The organism is Bacillus sp. 05T22 (assembly GCF_056396765.1).
The window spans coordinates 19,243-39,386 of the sequence record NZ_JBFTMC010000005.1; the positions used below are offsets into that span (position 1 = coordinate 19,243).

At 35.5% G+C, this 20,144-nt stretch carries 21 protein-coding genes and 1 other annotated feature; of the genes, 9 read left to right on the forward strand and 12 right to left on the reverse strand.

Annotated features, from left to right (window positions below; genetic code table 11):
* Window positions 1-282: 282 nt before the first annotated feature.
* Window positions 283-720 (forward strand): hypothetical protein, encoded by a 438-nt coding sequence (locus AC1DIT_RS02910; RefSeq protein ID WP_016114045.1) that lies wholly within the window; start codon window positions 283-285, stop codon window positions 718-720.
* 70 nt (window positions 721-790) lie between these two features.
* Here the strand turns inward: AC1DIT_RS02910 and AC1DIT_RS02915 are convergent, their stop codons facing one another.
* Window positions 791-2,830: a transglycosylase domain-containing protein gene (locus AC1DIT_RS02915; protein WP_016114044.1), complete on the reverse strand. Its 2,040-nt coding sequence runs from the start codon at window positions 2,828-2,830 to the stop codon at window positions 791-793.
* Between the two features lie 312 nt (window positions 2,831-3,142).
* Between AC1DIT_RS02915 and AC1DIT_RS02920 the strand changes: the two genes are divergently transcribed.
* The 3 genes from AC1DIT_RS02920 (at window position 3,143) to AC1DIT_RS02930 (ending at window position 5,691) form a co-directional block, all read left to right on the forward strand.
* Complete coding sequence (locus AC1DIT_RS02920) at window positions 3,143-3,763, forward strand: DUF47 domain-containing protein (protein WP_000231447.1); 621 nt, start codon at window positions 3,143-3,145, stop codon at window positions 3,761-3,763.
* Between the two features lie 11 nt (window positions 3,764-3,774).
* Entirely contained in the window at window positions 3,775-4,773 is a 999-nt protein-coding gene (locus AC1DIT_RS02925) for an inorganic phosphate transporter (RefSeq protein ID WP_003196261.1), read from the forward strand.
* A 117-nt stretch (window positions 4,774-4,890) separates the two neighbouring features.
* Complete coding sequence (locus AC1DIT_RS02930) at window positions 4,891-5,691, forward strand: sulfite exporter TauE/SafE family protein (protein ID WP_016114043.1); 801 nt, start codon at window positions 4,891-4,893, stop codon at window positions 5,689-5,691.
* 291 nt (window positions 5,692-5,982) lie between these two features.
* Here AC1DIT_RS02930 and AC1DIT_RS02935 read toward each other — a convergent pair whose 3' ends face one another.
* On the reverse strand, window positions 5,983-6,207 hold the full coding sequence (locus AC1DIT_RS02935) for a hypothetical protein (RefSeq protein ID WP_003196257.1): 225 nt from the start codon (window positions 6,205-6,207) through the stop codon (window positions 5,983-5,985).
* 374 nt (window positions 6,208-6,581) lie between these two features.
* Between AC1DIT_RS02935 and AC1DIT_RS02940 the strand changes: the two genes are divergently transcribed.
* Window positions 6,582-7,094 carry a Crp/Fnr family transcriptional regulator gene (locus AC1DIT_RS02940; protein ID WP_033671031.1) on the forward strand — a complete coding sequence of 171 codons (513 nt, stop codon included), beginning with the start codon at window positions 6,582-6,584 and terminating at the stop codon, window positions 7,092-7,094.
* A 21-nt stretch (window positions 7,095-7,115) separates the two neighbouring features.
* Here the strand turns inward: AC1DIT_RS02940 and hmpA are convergent, their stop codons facing one another.
* Complete coding sequence (gene hmpA, locus AC1DIT_RS02945) at window positions 7,116-8,324, reverse strand: NO-inducible flavohemoprotein (RefSeq protein ID WP_016131283.1); 1,209 nt, start codon at window positions 8,322-8,324, stop codon at window positions 7,116-7,118.
* Between the two features lie 308 nt (window positions 8,325-8,632).
* On the opposite strand from hmpA, the gene AC1DIT_RS02950 reads away from it, so the two are divergent.
* On the forward strand, window positions 8,633-8,830 hold the full coding sequence (locus tag AC1DIT_RS02950; RefSeq protein WP_016131282.1) for a hypothetical protein: 198 nt from the start codon (window positions 8,633-8,635) through the stop codon (window positions 8,828-8,830).
* 53 nt (window positions 8,831-8,883) lie between these two features.
* Here AC1DIT_RS02950 and AC1DIT_RS02955 read toward each other — a convergent pair whose 3' ends face one another.
* Window positions 8,884-9,735: a YhfM domain-containing protein gene (locus tag AC1DIT_RS02955; RefSeq protein ID WP_016131281.1), complete on the reverse strand. Its 852-nt coding sequence runs from the start codon at window positions 9,733-9,735 to the stop codon at window positions 8,884-8,886.
* Between the two features lie 111 nt (window positions 9,736-9,846).
* Here AC1DIT_RS02955 and AC1DIT_RS02960 point away from each other — a divergent pair, with 111 nt between their 5' ends.
* On the forward strand, window positions 9,847-10,623 hold the full coding sequence (locus AC1DIT_RS02960) for a class I SAM-dependent methyltransferase (RefSeq protein ID WP_016114038.1): 777 nt from the start codon (window positions 9,847-9,849) through the stop codon (window positions 10,621-10,623).
* A gap of 35 nt (window positions 10,624-10,658) precedes the next feature.
* Here AC1DIT_RS02960 and AC1DIT_RS02965 read toward each other — a convergent pair whose 3' ends face one another.
* On the reverse strand, window positions 10,659-10,868 hold the full coding sequence (locus AC1DIT_RS02965; protein ID WP_016114037.1) for a hypothetical protein: 210 nt from the start codon (window positions 10,866-10,868) through the stop codon (window positions 10,659-10,661).
* A 307-nt stretch (window positions 10,869-11,175) separates the two neighbouring features.
* On the opposite strand from AC1DIT_RS02965, the gene AC1DIT_RS02970 reads away from it, so the two are divergent.
* Both AC1DIT_RS02970 and brnQ3 read left to right on the forward strand, forming a co-directional pair.
* On the forward strand, window positions 11,176-12,714 hold the full coding sequence (locus tag AC1DIT_RS02970) for a bifunctional metallophosphatase/5'-nucleotidase (protein WP_016131280.1): 1,539 nt from the start codon (window positions 11,176-11,178) through the stop codon (window positions 12,712-12,714).
* 43 nt (window positions 12,715-12,757) lie between these two features.
* Window positions 12,758-13,018, forward strand: a binding site (T-box leader).
* A 57-nt stretch (window positions 13,019-13,075) separates the two neighbouring features.
* Window positions 13,076-14,431 carry a branched-chain amino acid transport system II carrier protein BrnQ3 gene (gene brnQ3 / locus AC1DIT_RS02975; protein ID WP_016132636.1) on the forward strand — a complete coding sequence of 452 codons (1,356 nt, stop codon included), beginning with the start codon at window positions 13,076-13,078 and terminating at the stop codon, window positions 14,429-14,431.
* A gap of 27 nt (window positions 14,432-14,458) precedes the next feature.
* Here brnQ3 and AC1DIT_RS02980 read toward each other — a convergent pair whose 3' ends face one another.
* From AC1DIT_RS02980 to AC1DIT_RS03010, 7 genes are all read right to left on the reverse strand, one after another.
* Window positions 14,459-14,722: a DUF3992 domain-containing protein gene (locus AC1DIT_RS02980; RefSeq protein ID WP_016114034.1), complete on the reverse strand. Its 264-nt coding sequence runs from the start codon at window positions 14,720-14,722 to the stop codon at window positions 14,459-14,461.
* Between the two features lie 273 nt (window positions 14,723-14,995).
* Window positions 14,996-15,628 (reverse strand): response regulator, encoded by a 633-nt coding sequence (locus AC1DIT_RS02985; RefSeq protein WP_016114033.1) that lies wholly within the window; start codon window positions 15,626-15,628, stop codon window positions 14,996-14,998.
* A 1-nt stretch (window position 15,629) separates the two neighbouring features.
* A complete protein-coding gene (locus AC1DIT_RS02990; RefSeq protein WP_016114032.1) occupies window positions 15,630-16,682 on the reverse strand; it encodes a sensor histidine kinase in 1,053 nt (350 codons plus the stop codon).
* Window positions 16,682-17,422, reverse strand: a complete 741-nt coding sequence (gene liaF / locus AC1DIT_RS02995; protein WP_016114031.1) for a cell wall-active antibiotics response protein LiaF — start codon at window positions 17,420-17,422, stop codon at window positions 16,682-16,684. Before liaF ends, AC1DIT_RS02990 begins: the two co-directional genes overlap by 1 nt.
* A 108-nt stretch (window positions 17,423-17,530) precedes the next feature.
* Window positions 17,531-18,193 (reverse strand): PspA/IM30 family protein, encoded by a 663-nt coding sequence (locus tag AC1DIT_RS03000; protein WP_016114030.1) that lies wholly within the window; start codon window positions 18,191-18,193, stop codon window positions 17,531-17,533.
* 44 nt (window positions 18,194-18,237) lie between these two features.
* Window positions 18,238-18,594: a lmo0954 family membrane protein gene (locus AC1DIT_RS03005; protein ID WP_016114029.1), complete on the reverse strand. Its 357-nt coding sequence runs from the start codon at window positions 18,592-18,594 to the stop codon at window positions 18,238-18,240.
* A 215-nt stretch (window positions 18,595-18,809) separates the two neighbouring features.
* Complete coding sequence (locus AC1DIT_RS03010; RefSeq protein ID WP_033671057.1) at window positions 18,810-20,126, reverse strand: Na+/H+ antiporter NhaC family protein; 1,317 nt, start codon at window positions 20,124-20,126, stop codon at window positions 18,810-18,812.
* Window positions 20,127-20,144: the final 18 nt, after the last annotated feature.

Below are 20,144 nucleotides of genomic sequence, written 5' to 3' on the forward strand. Positions count from 1 at the left end.
ATCAATATGTATTATCTATTCCTTTTCCTCTTTCATGAGAAATGCCACAAAGCTTAATTCGTTCGATGTCTATTCCTGTTTCTTTTTTCACTTTTCTAACTGCTGTCTCTTCCTCCATTCCAAATCTAACACACATACACAGTAAGAAATAACTAGATGCTATTCATCTCATCTTAAATATTTGATTTCCTTCTTTACGTTTCTTTACTTCAAATTTACTCTAGCTTAACGCTTATTTTGTATGATAGATAAAGAAGACAATGATATGAAAGAGGGATGAAAATGAAAGTCTTATTGTCAATACGCTTTTGGATTTCCCTTATGTCATGTATATTTTTATGCTCAGCATTCTTTTTAACTTTAGAATATACTGCTACATCAAAAGCAGCAGAAAACAGCAATATAGCTCCATATGAGCTACTATATGCAAAACAAAATACAGTCCCTCTATCCTCTTCCTCATCTAAAGAAAAAAAAGTTATCAAAGGAATGATTATTACAGAAGCTGCTTCCCATCATGACCTGAATCAGATTGCTAAAAAAATTAAAGAACAATATAAAAATCAGAAAATCGATGAAATCACATTATCCATTCACAATAAAAATATTGGAAAATACGAAGAAGACCTACCTTATGAGCCAATTAGCAAAGGAACAATTTCCATTATTTACACTTCACAATCCCATTCCAACGTAATCATTCGCCTCAATGAACAGTAATACACTTGCTAAAAATTTTTTCACTTCATATAAAAAAGAGACGAATATAATCATTCGTCTCTTTTTATTTTTACAAAAATGGAATCCACTCTTTTACTTTATCAATCCATTCTTTTTGTTGTTCTCTTCTCTGTTTTTCTTCTTCTTGACGCTTTTTCTCTTCTTCTTTTCTTCTCTTTTCTTCTTCAATTGTCTTTAATTGTTTCGAATAGTCAGCTTCTGATATAAGCGATAATTGAAATGCTTTTTGACTAGGGTTTTCATCAGCTTTTTTCATAATATCTCGAAACATTGTCGTTGTAATTTGACTACCACCTGGCACATAATGCTCACTGTCTGTTTTATCATATCCTATCCAAATAGCCCCCACTAAATCCGGTGTATAGCCAACAAACCAAGAATCTTTCGCTCCGCTGCTTGGACCATCCACAAGCTGAGTGGTTCCCGTTTTTCCAGCAGTATCAATATTTTTCACCTTTGCTTTTTCACCCGTTCCTTTTTCAACAACACCCTTTAATAAGTACGTCATTTTTTGAGCAACTTTCTCACTCGTTACACGGGTTTCTTTTTTATACCATTTCCCAACTGTTTCTCCCTCAGCATTCTGTATTTCCCGGATTGCATGCCCTTCAACTTGTACACCATCGTTAGCAAAAGTAGCGTAAGCTTGAGCCATTACAAATGGAGAAGTTCCAGTATGCATTCCCCCTAAAGCAATAGGAAGAGTACGGTCTTCTGCTTGTAGTGGGATACCAAAACGCTCTAATGACTTCAAACCTTTTTCCAATCCAATTTGTTCTAACAACCAAACAGCTGGTACATTATAGGACTTAGCAATCGCTTCATACATTGTAACATCACCATGAAAAGCATGATCACTATTTTGGGGCGCATAATCTTTTATATTAAGCGGCTCATCTTTTAAAACATCATATACTTCATATCCTTGTTCTAATGCTGGTACATATACGGCAAAAGGCTTTAGGGTTGAACCAGGTTGCCTTTTTAATTGCGTTGCATGGTTAAATTGCAAAAATTGATACGTCCCCCTCCCGCCGACTAGTGCGGGTACACCACCAGTTTTCGGGTCCATCAAAACAACGCCCGTTTGCATAGGCTGATCAGCGTTACTCCCTTGGAAATAATTATCATTATTCACAACATCTTCTACTGCTTGTTGTTTTTTCGGATCAAGCTCTGTATAAATACGATATCCACCAGCTAAAATTTCATTTTGCGTCAATTCATATTTCTCCATTGCCTCACGTACAATATAATCCACATACTGCGAATATTTTCCTTTATACTTATCATCAACACCTCGTCGTAATGCAAGGCCTGTCTCTTGCTCTTTCTTGTATTGATTTTCTGTAATATACCCTTGCTCTTTCATTAGTGCTAAAACAACATTCCGTCTTTCAATTGACTTATTAAAATTTTTATATGGTGAATAGGTTGACGGTGCCTTAATTAATCCTGCTATTGTCGCAGCTTCTGCTATTGTTAAATCTTTTACTTCTTTATCGAAATATGATTTCGCTGCTTTTTTTATCCCCCAAGCTCCTTCACCAAAATAAATTTGATTCATATACATTTCAATAATTTCATCTTTTGTATACGTACGCTCTATCTTCTTCGTCAAAAAATACTCTTTAAACTTACGTGAAAATGTACGTTCTTGTGTTAAAAATACATTTTTCGCAAGCTGTTGTGTAATTGTACTGCCACCAGCAACTACTTCTCCCGCCGTAATATTTTTTAATATGGCACTCATAATCCCACTATAGTCAATACCATGATGGCTAAAAAACTCTTTGTCCTCTACTGCTACAACCGCTTGAATCATAATATCGGGAATATCTTTTCTTTTAATACCTTCCGCCTTGGAAGAAGATAGCTTTGCTGCCACTTCTTTATTGGCATCGTAAATAAGTGTTGGCTGCGGAACAGCCTGTTTTAATGCAGATATGTCTTGAATGGAGATCATTATATTTACCGCAATAAATAGGGTAACGAAAAAACCGCCAAAAATTAATAATATATTGCGCAATTTCTTCCTCTTGTTGAACCACTCAAGCATTTTTTTGAAATGAGTGTTGTTCAATTTCATTTATTCACTTCCTTCATTTATTTACACTTTCATCAGAAAAAGGAAGAAACTCCCTCCTTTTAAATTTATTATAATAACGTAATAGTTCTTCAAGTGTAAAGTATTTCTTTCTCATTCATACTTTTTGCAAGAAAAGGACATTCTACAAGTAAGATATTCATTAGTCGTTATTAATATTATTAATGCATCAATATGTATTATGTTAAGTTTTTGTAAACTTTTCGATAAAATGTTTTAAAAACCGACAGTTTTTTGTTAGAATTGACTAGCCAATATATTTTACATATATTACTTTTCGTGGGGGTAACAATAATGGTATTTAAATCTAAAAAAGATAAATTTTCTGAAATGTTAATGAATGTTTCTGAAAATTTAAAAGAAGGCGCGCAATTTTTCGTGGAGTATAAAATTAAAAATGCTAGCGATTTAAAAGAATTTTCTATGCGCATGAAAGAATATGAGTCAAAAGGTGACTCATTTATTCACGAAATCATTATGGAGCTAAACAAAGCGTTTATTACTCCTATTGAACGTGAAGACATCCTGCAACTTGCAATGAGCATGGATGATGTACTAGACGGATTAGACCACAGTGCAGGTTTATTCGAAATGTATTCTATTACAGAGGCAGATGAATACATGATTAAATTTGTGGAGGCAATTAATCAATGTGCGATTGAAATTGCAAACTCCGTTGAACTTATGTCGAATAAGAAATTAGTGGACATTCGCACAAATGCAATTAAAATTAAGGATTACGAATCACAGTGTGATGATATTCGTCGTCACGCCATTAAACATTTATTCTCTCGTGAAAAAGATCCGATCAAGATCATTCAATTCAAAGAAATTTATGAAGAGCTAGAAGAAGTTGCTGATAGCTGTCAAAGCGTTGCAAACGTATTAGAAACAATTATTATGAAGAACGCATAAGGAGTTTGATCATGGATACAGTCTTGATTTTAACTGTTTTAATAGTCATTTGTGCTTTAGCTTTCGACTTTATTAATGGATTCCATGACACAGCGAACGCCATTGCGACAGCTGTTTCTACCAAAGCTTTAAAGCCACGACAAGCCATTATCATGGCAGCTATTATGAACTTTTTAGGTGCAATGACATTTACAGGTGTAGCAAAAACAATTACAAAAGACATTGTTGATCCTTTTGCTTTAGAACATGGATCATATGTTATTTTAGCCGCTCTGCTTGCTGCAATTGTTTGGAACTTAATTACTTGGTACTATGGAATCCCAAGTAGTTCTTCGCATGCAATTATTGGTGCAATCGCAGGTGCTGCAATTGCTGCTGCTGGTCTAAGTGCAATTAATTTCAAAGGATTTATTAAAATTATTGAAGCTTTAATTATTTCACCAATCGTTGCATTTGTTATTGGTTTTATCGTGTATAGTATTTTTAAAGTTGTCTTTAAAAACTTTAATTTAACGAAAACGAATCAAAACTTCCGTTTATTCCAAGTGTTTACCGCAGCACTACAAGCTTATACACATGGTACAAACGATGCTCAAAAAGCAATGGGTATTATTACAATGGCATTAATGACAAATGGCCTTCATAATTCTGGAGATATTCCTTTATGGGTTCAATTCTCATGTGCTCTTGCAATGGGTCTTGGTACTTCTGTCGGTGGATGGAAAATTATTAAAACTGTTGGGGGACAAATTATGAAAATTCGTCCTGTAAACGGTGTAGCTGCTGATTTATCATCATCTCTTGTCATTTTCGGAGCAACATTTATTCATTTACCAGTTAGTACAACGCACGTTATCTCTTCTTCTATTTTAGGGGTAGGTGCTTCACATCGTGTAAAAGGTGTAAAATGGGGAACTGCAAAGCGCATGTTAATTACATGGGTGATTACACTTCCAATTTCAGCTTCATTAGCTGCTCTATTCTATTGCCTATTACATTTAATTTTCTAATCAAAAGTCGTCTTCCTTATTTTTCTAGGAAGACGACTTTTTTGTGAACAATCTTATTTCTTTTCAAAAAGTGTGTATAATGAATGTTGGATTAGTTATACAGAGGAGTTGGCAATTTTGGAATATATCATGTTACTTTTCATTGGATTAATCGCAGGAACAGTCGGAAGCCTAGTAGGGCTTGGCGGAGGAATTATCATCGTCCCTTTACTAATTGGACTGCATAGTTTATCACCACAACTCGCAGTTGGAACATCAATTGTGACCGTAGTTTTCACTGGTCTCTCCTCTACTCTTACTTATATGAAACATAAGCGAGTAGATTATAAAAGTGGACTTATTTTATTTATAGGGAGCGGTCCTGGAGGGATTATTGGATCGTGGGCAAACAAATTTTTGAATCAGGATTCTTTCTCTTTATACTTTGGAATTTTCCTTATTTTTGTATCTATCCTTCTCTTGTTACGTGATAAATTGAAACCTCTTTCCCTCTCAGATGCAACTGTTATTAAACGTTCTTTCACGGATTCTGAAGGTAAAACCGTTTATTATCAATTCCCACCGTTTCTTTCGATTATTATCGCATTTGTAGTTGGTTTCATATCTGGATTATTTGGAATTGGTGGCGGTGTATTGCTCGTTCCAGCAATGATGCTTCTTTTTGCATTTCCTGCACAAATTGCTGTTGCAACTTCAATGTTTATTGTCTTTTTATCAGCAATTGTAAGTTCTTTGACTCATATTTCTCTTGGCAATGTAAGCTGGATTTATGCATTGATTCTTATTCCAGGTGCTTGGATTGGCGGAAAAATCGGAGCTTACATTAATACAAAATTAAGCGGTAATGCGATTATCAATTTATTGCGTATCACATTACTTATTCTTGGAACTAAACTGATTATCAGTTCTTTCCTCTAACGCGTTCTTTTTAGAATGCGTTTTTTCATACGCAGGAATACAAAAACATCCCTAAAATAAAACATAATACTGTACACACACACAACAACATCAAATTTGAAATATATAATTTGTCCATGGTGATCACACTCCTATAGCTGGGCTGTTACCTCTATGATAGCGAAAAAAAGGACACTTTGCCTTTACAATATGCTAACAATGCAAAATCAATTATTACAAATTTTATCTATTTATTACATAAATTCGTATAATCAATCGATTCAACAAAAAAAGATGTCATATTGACATCTTTTAGTGAAGGAGTGACCACCCCATAAAATCTTCATGTACTTGACGTGCTCGTTTATCATTTCTATCATACAATTCAGCGTAGCTATCCGTTTCTTCGTCATAAGCCATTGTATAAATAATTTGACCATCTATTTCAACTGATAGAACGACTCCACCTTTCATCTCTTCCACATGTATGACAGCATTAGCTGGAATTTTCATATCAGTCATTTTCGCATCTAACAATATACTAAACCCCCTACAGCGTATTCATTGCTAGTACTATTACACACTAAATAGTATACTACTGTAATAGCATACGTTTCGTCAATAAAATTGCTGTTTATAACAATATAAGTGCAAATTGAAACACTGACATAAAACCTTTCTTTGTAAGTGAGAGAGATCATCCGGCTATGCATAGAAGCAATCAGCCCCTCTTCCTGTCCCTATACCAAGTGAAAGCAAAGAGAAAAACGAGTGCGGTCACATTTTGTTCTTCATAGCAACGATTTATATGCTGGAAAATCAAAATGGATATATACATCACCTTTTGTATTTGAATTTATATGTATATCACTTACAATAAACTAATAGAACTAAATAATGGGGTGCTAACATTGATTCTACATAAAGGGGGTATACTATTTCGTCAAGGTGAAGAAGGACCTTTATATTTTATTAAAACTGGTCTATTAAAGGTCGTTCGGTTACAAGAAGACGGAACACCATTTTTATTTAATATTATCGTTCCTGGTGAGACAATTCCTCACCATTCTTTAATTTCACCGAAAGAATATCATGGTACAGCCATCGCTTTAATTAAGACAGAGGTCCAACCCATTGTATGTAATACATGGTACGAAAAACTACAGGAGAATCCAGAATTATATGCTGACATCGCCATGCAACTACAAACGAAATTGCGAATGATGCAGCAACGAATCGATCAATTAACAACTGTTTCTCCAAAAGAACGTCTCCACCGTTTACAAGAGTGGTTCGCACTCTATTTAGGAGGAATTCCCATTTATGAAATATTAACACAAACAGAAATCGGACAACTTATCGGTGTACGTCGTGAAACAGTAAATCGCTTGTTACGAGAACAAACAAAAAACGAGGTAAACTAACACCTCGTTTTTTTGTTTTCCTTATGATAAGCTTGCTGCCGGTCCGAAAAATTCATAATGAATGTGTTCAGGTGAAACTCCCCATTCTACTAAAGCCGCATTAATATGCTTCATAAATGGTACCGGGCCACAGAAGTAAAATTCTGCTTCAGACGTAGGAATGATAGATTGCAGCCAATCTAAATCAATGAAACCTTCTTTATCAAAGTTTTTCATTTGTAGGTCTTGTTCTGTTGGCGAAGAGTAACAAGTGTATGCTTCTACTTGTTCATAGTCGCTCTCTACTTGCTGTACATACTCTTTCATCGCATGCACATTGCTATTTAATGCTGCGTGAATAAAGTATACCTTACGATTTGAAGCTTGCTCAATTAATGTATTTAGCATACTCATCATCGGCGTAATACCAACACCGCCACTGATTAACACAATCGGTAAGTTTGAATCCATATTTAATACGAAATCTCCTGCTGGTGCACTTAATGGAAGAATATCTCCTTCTTGGATGTGATCATGTAAATAATTAGATATCTTTCCATCCGGTGTCTCTGTAGCTGTTTCTCGTTTTACACTAATTCGATAATAGTCTTTACCAGAAGCATCTGATAAGCTGTATTGTCGATTATGTGTATATGTTTCACCCTCTATATTTAATTGGATCGTTACATATTGACCAGGTAAGAATGAAGATAGCTTCCCTCCATCTTCTGGTTTTAAATAAAATGATGTGATTACGTCGCTCTCTTTCTCTTTTTTTACAATGATAAAGTTACGGAAATCTTTCCATCCTCCTTCTTTTTCCGCTGCCTCTTCATACATTCCTGCTTCGACACTAATAAATGCATCAGCAATTACACCATACGCTTCTCCCCAAGCATCTAACACTTCTTGTGGTGCCTCCGCAACCTCTTTAATTGCTTGTAGTAAACATTTCCCTACAATTGGATAGTGTTCAGCTTTAATTCCTAAACTTCTATGCTTATGAGCAATTTGTTTTACAACAGGAATAATAACTTCTAAATTATCAATATACGTTGCTGCTGCATACACTGCACCTGCTAACGCTTGTTGCTGTCTTCCTTTTTTCTGATTTGTATGGTTAAAAATATTTAATAATTCCGGATGTTCCGAGAACATAATTTGATAAAAGCGTGTCGTAATTTCAACACCTTTTTCTTGTAATAATGGTACTGTTGATTTTACTATTTCAATTGTTTTTGCACTTAACATTGTATCCCACTCCTCTATTTCCTTGTATATTGTTATTGTAAACGAAGCCAAAATGGAAGGTTGTGATTTTAATCACTATAAACACGGTGTTTTTGTGAAAAATATATGAACGATTTAGATTTATCCCGCTATTTGTTACTAAACTAACGAATTAAATATACACCTTCATATTTTTCCCAAAAAGAAATAAGCTAACCAAAATTTTGGATAGCTTATTTCTTTTTTTGTAGAGCGTGTTCAATTATTAAAAATGACGTTTATTTCATCCAATTTTAGCCAAAACTAATAACGAAAGGAGGTAGACAAAAATGAGATTACAATCTTTCATGATTAGTGCCCTTTCTTTTTTAGCTTCGGCATTAATCTTTTATACAGTTGGCTATGTCTTACTATTAGATTTGTTACCAAAGCATCTCTTTATTATTCTTATAATTCTTTCTGCTCTTATGATTTCCTATCTTATTACACGAAAATCGTTAAATGAGCCGTCTACCAAAACAAAATAATAGAGTGAACCTTTTAGGTTCACTCTATTATCATTTCCTAGGAAAGTTTTTGACTATCTTTGCAAATTCATTTTTTCACCATACTCTTTTACAATTTGAATAATATTTTGAAACGTACCTACTTTTTCTTTTTTATGATTCAATACTTGTAAATCATAATGATCATAATAAGTTTCTAATGCTTTTAACTGGGAAGTTGATGCACCCTCTATAGGTACAGTAAGATTCACTTCATATTGTTTATATCCTTCTCTAACTTTTTCTCCTGCAATAGTTTCACTCATTTTCTTTCCGACTACCTGTTGCATTTTTTCAGGAAAAATCAATTGAAAATAATACTCCCCTTCTTTTTCTAAAGTTTTATATAAAGAATCCGAGATTGTATAAAATACTGTGTATTTTATTTTTTTCTCATCTGTTTTAATATGAAAAGCAGTAATTTGCATGTCCTTTTTTGTCACTTCTATTAAAGCGTTCACTTTTGTATCATCATTTTGTTGCTCAGTAGCACCTGGAAGTATAGATAAAAGTTGCTCTGTCTCAGATTTTGTAAGCATATACGTCTCTTTTTCATCCTGTAGCCACCCTTGACGAGATTCCCCTCTTAGCCATGCACGATATATTTTCTTCTTTCCGTTTTTCTCAATTTGGATTTCGTACTCTGGTTCTCCAAAACCCCCTGTTATTTGTTGTTTCTCAGCTTTATTAATAATATCCACCACTTTCTTTGCTTCCTCTTGCTTTAAAACCTTTTCAAGCTTTCCTTTTTGTATAATTGTTACTTGTATACTTTCCTGCATAGGATTCACCGTCTCTTCTACTTGTTTTTTCTCCTTTTTTTGTTCAACTTGACTACACGATGCTAATAAAAAAAATAGTAAGAAAAACACCCATTTTCTTTTCAATTTTTTCTCTCCTATCTAGAACAATAAGAAAAGCTTATTGTCCTTGAAAATGAAACAAAAACGTTATGTATGATGAAATAAGATATACTAAATACGAAGGGAGGTTTTCACATGTCCATTAATTTTCATGATGCTAATAATAAGTACACCTACGCCACGCGAAAAGCAGATTCCTCTTGGTGTGAGATGATTCAAAATATAATTGATGTAAGTGGTAAAAACATAATTGATATCGGCTGCGGTGGTGGTATTTATACGAAAAAACTGGCTCTTATGAGAGCTAGCAAAGTCATCGGCTTCGATTTCTCAAAAAAAATGTTGCAAGCGGCAACAGAGAATTGCGCTTCCGTCCCAAACATCTCATTTATTCATGGTGATGCCCACCATATGCCGTTTGCTAATGAAACTTTTGATATTGTGATTTCTCGTGCTGTTATCCATCATTTACAAGACATCCCGAAATTTTTACAAGAGGCCTCACGTATCTTAAAGAAAAATGGAAGGCTCATTCTTCAAGATCGTACCATTGAAGATTGTACAATTCCAGGAAGCCCAGAACATATTCGTGGGTATTTCTTCTCCATCTATCCTAAGCTCATTCAAATAGAGGAAAAGCGAAGACCGAAAGCAACGCACATACAACAACTCATCGCACAAAACGGCATGTATCCACTTCCCCTTCAAACAATGTGGGAAGTGCGAAAAATCCATGATTCGATTGAAACATTATTACAAGATTTATCACCACGAACAGGCCGATCCATTTTATACGAATTAACAGACAATGAACTTTCTCAATTACTCCATCACATTCACTCTAAACTAAACAATATAGCTCCGATTATTGAACAAGATCGCTGGACTATTTGGAGTGCTACAAAATTTTAAGAAAGCCTCACATAATTTTGTGAGGCTTTCTCCTTTCATAACCTAATTTTGCAACATTCTTGATACCCTCCACTTCTGGCCTGTGCACTTCCACACTTTGGACATACTAAATATCTGGACTGACTTGTCAACAAACTTCCTTTTTGAAAAAGTAACACTTCTGCTTGTTTAAATGAACGCGAATAATATAACCATATAAAACCACAAATCACTATAATTCCGAACAATACACCCATCGCAAGCATTTCCGTCACCTCTTTTTAGTTTGTTCTTTCCAGCAAGTGGATTGTAGTATTATTCTCTATTAATAAAAAAGATTCCTGCCTTCTTGTTTTAATTGTCATATTTCTCAAAAAAAATTTTACATCACCTCTACACTTTTACGTACTTTTTACAAAAGATTCCCTTCCACTCCTCATACAATAAAGTGAAACGTCCATCAGTAAGGCTTTTCTTCATCCCTCACTGATTATCAACTCTCACCAATCGGGTCTTTACGAGCAGTACATAAAAATCCACATCCTAAAATATTTTTAATTGAGGAGTGTCAATATGAATTATTTCTTATTACTCCCTTTTCTTATCAAACTAATTTTTTCTTTTCTATTCCCTTCTTCTCCACCTACCGACATATCCGTGCAAATTCTCGGCCTCAATGATTTTCACGGCCAATTAAATACGACTTCAGCGTTGCACGATAAAGCTGTAGGGCGTGCTGATTACATATCTGCTTACATTCAATCCTACCGCGATAAAAACCCTAACACCTTACTTGTTCATACAGGAGATATGATTGGTGGGAGTCCTCCGATTTCAGCACTTTTTCATGATGAACCAACGATGGAGTTTTTAAATAATCTTCAATTTGATGTTGGTACAATAGGAAACCATGAGTTCGATAGGGGGCCCATTGCTCTGCAACAACTAATTAATGGCGAATCCGTTACACAAACAAGCTCGTTTTCAGGTAGCTCCTTTCCTTATATATCCGCAAATATTGTATACAGTGAAACGAATCAACCACTCTTCTCCCCATATATAATTAAATGGATTGATGGAATTCCAATCGCATTCATCGGCGTTTCTACAAGCGATACTCCTTTTCTAACAATGTACAACGATATGTCTTCTATTCGTTTTTTAGATGAAGCTTCTTCGATTAATCTTTATGTGTATCAACTACAAAAGAAAGGCATTCATGCATTTGTTATTCTTGCCCACCTAGGTGGTAATACGACAGAAAGTAATACAAATGGACCTTTAGCTGATTTAGCTAATCAAATAGATCCTGATGTTGATATTATTTTTGGTGGTCATACCCACTCCTATATAAATGGAAATGTGAACGGCAAATTGCTTGTTCAAGCCTACTCATACGGAAAAGCATTTTCAAACGTCACCTTTACATTAAATCGTAAAACGAAAGATATTACGAAAAAAGCTGCAACAATTATCCCTGTCTATCAAAATGTAATTTCTCCTGATTTACACACAAGAAACTGGATAGATTCTTACGCCTCAAAAATCCAATCTAAAGTAGAGGAACAACTCGGAATAACGGACCATGAGTTAACTCGTAATCAAAATGGACACGGCGAATCAAATTTAGGAACTGTTCTCGCAATAGCCCAGCGCCAAACTATGCAGGCGGATATTGCTTTTGTAAATCCTGGAAGCATCCGGCATAATTTAAAAAAAGGAACAATTACATGGGAAGATACCTTCCTCATACAACCATTCGGCAACAAATTAATTAAAATGTATTTGTCTGGAAAAGAAATTCGAAATGTCTTGCAAGAGCAATGGAAAGAAGAAACTCGCATGCTACAAATTTCAGGGATTCGTTATAGTTGGAAAAATAGCATCGTCCAAACAATTTCATTAGATGACGGAACACCATTACGCGATGATCAAATATACTCTGTAGTAGTCAATTCTTTCTTAGCAAATGGAGGAGATAAATTTTTGACATTTAAAGAGGGCAGAAATCGCTCCGAAGGCCCGACAGATCAGGAAGCTTTTGCAAATTTTATTCGTTCTATTTCTCATATAGATACACTCCCTCAAAATTTTATTCAAAAAATCTATTGACTTTATGAAAAAAACATGTGAAAATACTGTCAGAATACTTGAACAAAATTCATTGACGAGAACGAGTACGTTATATAAAGCTGTTCCCCAGAGAGTTGGCATCTTGCTGAAAGCCAACGTTCAGCTCATAACCGAAAATCATCTCCGAGAAGTAGAACCGAAGGATGTAGTAAGTTCTTACCGGTCGTCCCCCGTTACAAGGAACACGTATCATGTTGTACGTTGCAAAGCCGCATACATATAGATGTATTTCTACGTGTATGAACTAGGGTGGTATCGCGGGTAAATATAACTCGTCCCTTTTTAAGGGGCGAGTTTTTTGTGTTCTTACGAATGAATTTTTATAAAAGGAGGAAACACAATGAACACTGTATCAAAAAAACATATTTTTTTCACAGGTCTTATGCTATTTTCTTTATTTTTTGGAGCAGGTAATTTAATTTTCCCTCCAATGCTTGGACAAAACGCTGGTGAAAACTTCTGGCCAGCAATGCTCGGGTTTTTACTAACAGGAGTTGGCTTACCGTTATTAACTGTTATTGCAATCTCTCTTTCAGGAAATGGAATGCAACAACTTGCAAGTCATGTTCACCCTTTATTTGGAATTTCATTTACAGTAGTTGTATATATTGCAATTGGCCCTTCCATGGGAATTCCACGTGTCGCTAACGTCGCTTACGAAATGGGTGTTAGTTCTTTCTTACCAGAAACAATTCGTACTAGTAGCTTATCCTTATTTATATATACGGTCATTTTTTTCACTATCGTATTTTGGCTTAGCTTAAATCCTTCTAAACTCGTTGATCGTATCGGAAATGTGCTAACGCCTATTTTACTATTCTCTATTTTCTTATTGTTTGTAAAAAGTGTTTTCACACCACTCGGAAATTCAGGTCCATCGATGCAGGAGTATCAAACTTCTCCTATTTTCAAAGGATTTATGGAAGGATATTTAACAATGGATACGATCTCGGCACTTGCATTTGGGATTATCGTCGTGAATGCAATTCGCTCAAAAGGTGTAGAAGATCGTAAAGCTGTTGCAATTGCAACGACAAAAGCAGGACTTATTGCAGCTGCAGGGCTCGTACTCGTATATGGAGCACTTGGCTGGCTAGGTGTAACTAGTGTTTCACTTGGATATGCAAAAAATGGCGGTCAATTACTTACAGTTATTGTACAACAGTTATTCGGCCCATATGGCCTTGCCTTATTAGCGGTTATCGTTACACTGGCTTGTTTAACAACATGCGTTGGACTTGTATCAGCATGTAGCCAATATTTCTCAACATTATTTGCAAAATTTTCTTACAAAGAGCTTGCAGGTATCATTTGTGTATTAGGACTTCTAGTAGCAAACCTAGGCTTAACAAAAATCATTGCAATCTCTGTTCCAATTTTACTAGTTGTATATCCAATTGCTATCGTACTCGTACTATTATCATTACTCCATAAGTACTTTGGTGGTTACCGTTCTGTTTATGTTGGTGCTTTAATCGGGGCTGCAGTAATAAGTATGTTTGATGGACTAAAGCAAGGAAATGTATCTGTTACATTCATTACCTCTTACTTTGAATTTATTCCATTTTATAATGAAGGAATTGGTTGGTTATTACCAGCGCTTGCTGGAGCAACAATCGGTCTTGTAGTCGCAAAATTAAAGGGCACAAAACCAATACCACTAACGGAAACTCCTTCTGAACCTAAAGCATCTTAGTAAAAAACTCCCGATTAAGGGAGTTTTTTACACTCGGTAGGAAGTATGACTGAAACTACTTATTTTATACGCTTTCGTATAATACTCAAGGTTTGTATCAACTGTTTCTACTTTCACAACATCATAGCAATCTGTTTGTTTTACTAGAAATAAATAATATTCTTCTGTCGCTTCAATTATCGCAATACAATCTGTTTCAATATCGTATTGCTCCTTAAGTGCTTGCAATGCATTCACGTAGTTTTCTAACTTTTTATTTTTACCCATTTCAAATACTGTTTGAACTAACATACACAATCTCCCCCTTTGTATGTACTATTTCCAATCAGATGATAACGCTTACAAATAAATGCGTCAATAACGTAAAACTTTAATCAACGGGGTTTTCTTCATCCCCCACTGATTATTAACCCTCACCAATCAAGCTTTTACGGGCAGTTGCTCCACCCCCCCTAACCTCTTTGCTTTCACTGAATTTTGAGATGGAGATCTTACTGCCCGTAAATAGCGGGATAAAGACAACGTCCACCAATGAAACAAGTCATATACAGTGGAAGCCACATTTTATTTCGTTAATTGATGTCGAAATGCATAAATAACAGCCTGTGTACGATCACTTACATTCAACTTGTTTAATATATTACTTACATGTGTCTTTACGGTTTTTAATGCAATAAATAAATCATCCGCAATTTCTTGATTACTCTTTCCCTCTGCAATTAATAATAAGATTTCAAACTCTCGTTCTGTTAAATCTTCATGAAGTGGCTGTTCTTTCTTTTGACGCATACGGGACATCATTTTCCCAGTAACTTTCGGCTCAAGTACTGTTTCCCCATCATAAGTCGCTCGTACTGCATCTGCGATATCGCTCGCTCTTGATGTTTTTAATAAATAGCTCGTTGCACCTGCTTCAATAACAGGATATAGTTTTTCATCGTCTAAAAAACTTGTCACGACAACTATTTTTGCTTCCGGCCATTCTTGAATAATGGCACGCGTTGCCTCAACACCATCCATTTCATCCATAACAAGATCCATTAAAATAATATCTGGCTTTAATGCTAATGCTAATTCTGAACCTTTTCTTCCATTTTCAGCTTCGCCAACCACTTCGATATCCGGCTGAGTTGATAAATACGCTGATACACCCATCCGCACCATTTCATGATCATCTACAAGCAGTACTTTAATCATGCTACTCCCCCTCTCTCTCTATTATAATTGGTACTTTCACTTCAATTTGTGTACCTTTATTCGGAAAACTTAGTACCTTTAGTGTTCCACCAATTTCATGAACACGCTCTTGAATAGACCTCAGACCATATGATCCAGCTTTATTGACACCTACTTCAAACCCAACACCATCATCAATGATTTTTAAAATTGCATATTGATCGATTTGACGAAGACGAACTTCCGTTTTCTTTGCCTTCGCATGCCGTAACGTATTGGATAAAGCTTCTTGCACAATACGGAATAAATGATCTTCCACACCTTTTTTCAATTGAATTGGCTCAATCAACCATTCAATTTTCATATGCTGTTTTCTTGAAAGCTCTGTTAGTAACTCTTCTATACCTTCTGTTAATTTTTTACCTTCAAGTTGTACAGGACGTAAATGAAGCAGCAATGCTCTCATTTCTGATTGTGCATTTACGACCATATTTTCCACAAGCTGCAATTGCTTTTTTGTTGTTTCTGGAATTTGAGCTACCTGTTCATTAATAGCTGACATCATCATAGACATTGCAAAAAGCTGCTGACTCACTGAATCATGCAGTTCTCTAGCTAATCGATGCCTTTCTTGAGAAATAGCTTCTTGTCTCATCTCTTCATTCCAATGAGCTCGTTCATTCGTTACTTTTTGAAATAATCCGGCTTGTTCCTCTAATCGCTTAGCAAGCGCAATTACTTTTCTCTCTACTTCATGAAATTCATCCTCTGCAGTAAACGAAACGTCTTTTGGAAAATTACCTCGCTCTACTTCAAATAAAAAAGTATTTAAACCTTGAATACGCTGCTGCATATAGTAACCAATTGCATATCCAACAATTCCCCCAATAAGAAGACTTGTGCTCATAATGAACAAGCTAATTGGAACAGAAGCAATGGATTCTTTCCACAATAAATCGTATACATCTTCTCTACTTCTCCATACATATACAATCGTACAAATAATTGCAATACTAACAGAAGATAACATAGAGTACCGAATATACATCCATGAAATATTCTTTTGCTTTTTCATTATACTTTCCTCACTTCCGTATCGCCTACGACAAGCGAAGAAATTATTTTAATACGCCGAGGAGCTTCCCTATACTGTTCTGTTTTGAATGTAACATTCCGATTAAATCCTGTCTCTTCATGTCCTGGAAGTAGTACTCTACCAACAATAACAGAATGATTTAAAGATAATTCAATATCGTACGGAACATACAAACGAATGTTACCAATAACGCCACGAATAACGATAACCGTTTCTCCTTCAGGAATCATCGCCGTCGTCAAGTCAATTTCAACATCACCGACTCCGTACTGGACATTAATATCCTCTAATTCATAAATATGATCCATCATTCTTACGTTACCTACCATCATATTTTTAAGATATGGTTCTGTACGATAGATTTGTTTTTCTTCATCTATATATCCTTTTTCCTTAATTTCTACCTGTACAGTTTTTGGCTTYTGCTGTCCTTGTATAAGCTGATAACCGATGAAAGCTAAGCAAGTAACTACAACAAGCACGAAGGCTGCTGATGAAAACAGGAAGAATAAAAAAATAAGTCCTCCGACAAATAAAAACACATTACCTCTCACATAGCGATTCTTTTTCCGATAATGTCTTCCGAACATAATCATAATAAATGCAAAAATAAGAGCACCCGGTTCAAAATGTCCGAGAATCATATCAAGAAAAAGACCAAATCCAAATATGATGAGGAGCATCCCCACTAGTTGTGATTTTGAAAATTGTTTCTTCATTTCAGCTCCCCTCCTTCTTGTCACATATAAATAGAAGAAAAAGGTATTGCTTTCCAACACCTTTTCTTCTATCACTATATCATAAGCTCGTTTTATAATGTACTACAATTATTTTGTTACTTCTTTTGTTAAGGATACTCCATCCTTTTCTTTCATTTCACGCTCAAGCTTTGCAATTTTCATATCAAATGAATCACGCTCATGATCTTCATTCATGCGAAGTTCTAAATCACGAATGTGATCTTCAATTTCTTCAAATCGTAAGAATGGGTTGTTCTCATCCATTTTATGAAGAGCTGTATTCATGCGACGGTTCGCATGAGCCATGTTTTCACGTGCCATTAATTCCATACGCTTTGCATTCATTTCTTTTAGTTTATTTTTCATTTCAGAAAGACGGCGTTCTAACTCATCAATTTGCTCCACTACACCTGCATACATTTCTTCTAGTCGAGCTACTTGCCCTTCATAATATGCTACTTCTTCTACTGCACGTTCATGCAATTGCATTTCCCCTGCTTCTTGTGCAATTATCGCCTGTTTTGATCGCTTATTTACGAAATACCGAGCCTGCTCAAGTTCACGAGCAAAATTAGATTTTAGTGTTTTATGACGCTGAATTAACTTTTCAATTTTTGTTACTTCACGCTCGCTATCGCGTAAATATTGATTTAACATAGCGATTGGATTTTTTCTTTCTTTCTCATCTAAAACATTATGAAAATCTGCTAAAATTGCATCGCGTACACGTCCGAATAAAGATTGTTTCATTATAATCTTCCTCTCTTCTACTTTATGATTTAAATTGCTTTATATTAGTTTTTCATTAACTTGTTCCACTCATCTTCAAAGTTGCTATATCGTTTAGAGCCTTCTGAAGCAGAATCAACTACTACATCTTTTTCTTTTTTCCACTCACGGTATCCATAGTATAAAACTACTAATGCTACGATACCGATTAATGCTGGGGAATGGGAAAGGGCAATTGACAAGCCGATTAAACCGACAATACCCCAAGCTAACTTTCCAAAAAATGATTGTGCTCGCACAAATGATTTATAGCTCCAGTACACAATCCCTGCTCCAATTACGAATCCTACAATACCAGCAAGACTACCAAGAGCAATCAAAGCCAAAATACCGGCCGCGATAAACGCTAAAAATTGTTTCATCTTGTGCTTGCCTCCCTTCGATTTGATACTCCTATCTTAACTATTTTTTTGACTTTCCATAACGAGCTTAAGAACCGTTTTCGAATCAGACTTAAGACCTATTCCGGGTCAGCCCTACATTAAAATGCATATAAAGTTAAACAAAGCAGGTTGGAAGTAAGTATATACGCTTCATAAAGAAAAGAGGATGCCTTATATCAGACATCCTCTTTTCTTTATGCTGTTTTATGATATTGCTTTTTTTCCGCTACCTTTGAAAATCTTGGAAAACCTATTAAGATAGAAATGATACCGCAAACTCCAACTAAGATTGGATAAAACGCATATGGCAACAATTCAACCGGTGACAATGCCGCAAATCCTGCCGCCGTTAACATTTGAGCACCATATGGAATTAATCCTTGTATACAACATGAGAAAAGATCCAATACACTCGCTGATTTTCGTGGATCAATTTCATATTGATCKGCAATATTTTTTGCAAGCGGKCCTGTRAAAATAATWGAAATYGTRTTATTCGCTGTACACATATTCGTCATACTCACTAAACCGGCGATTCCAAACTCCGCGCCTTTTTTCGAACGAATATTACGTGTTAATATATCCATTAAATATTGAATACCACCATTATATTGAATGAGTTCAACCATTCCACCGATTAAAATTGCTAGTAATACCAACTCCATCATACCGCCAATGCCAGTCGTTACACTTTTAAAGAAACTCGCTAATGTATAACTTCCATCTATTAGGCCGATAATGCCAGATAATACAGTTCCACCTGTTAATACGATGAGCACATTCCATCCAAGCAACGCTGTAACAAGTACACCTGCGTATGGTAAAATTTTCACCCAATCAAACGTATGAGCCTTAATTTCTGTATGATTCCCTAATGTAATAACTACTAATAGTACAATCGTTATAATTGCAGCTGGCAGTACAATTAAAAAGTTCGTTTTAAACTTATCTTTCATTTCTGTTCCTTGCGAACGAACAGCTGCAATTGTCGTGTCAGAAATAAATGATAGATTGTCACCAAACATTGCCCCACCGACAACTGTTGCCATCGTTAACGCAATTGAAATATCAGTTTGCTGACTAATCCCTACAGCAATTGGTGCTAACGCTGCAATAGTCCCCATCGAAGTTCCCATCGCTAGTGAAATAAAGGCCCCTATAACAAAAATCCCAGCAACGATAAACCCTTGCGGTAAAATAGATAGTGCTAAATTAACTGTAGAGTCAACTCCACCCATTCCTTTTGCTGTTTCAGAAAACGCACCAGCAAGTACAAAAATCAACACCATAATCATAATATCCGGATTACCAGCCCCTTTGGCAAACCGTTCAACTTTCACTGTAAAGCTTTCCTTACGATTCATCGCTAACGCTGTTCCTACAGCTATTAAAATCGCAACAAGTATCGGCAATTTATAGAAATCACCTGTAATAATGCCAGAACCAATAAATAGCCCCAAAAATATTCCAAGCGGTAATAACGCCAAACCATTCCCTCTCGTTTGTTTCAAAATAACATCTCTCCCTAT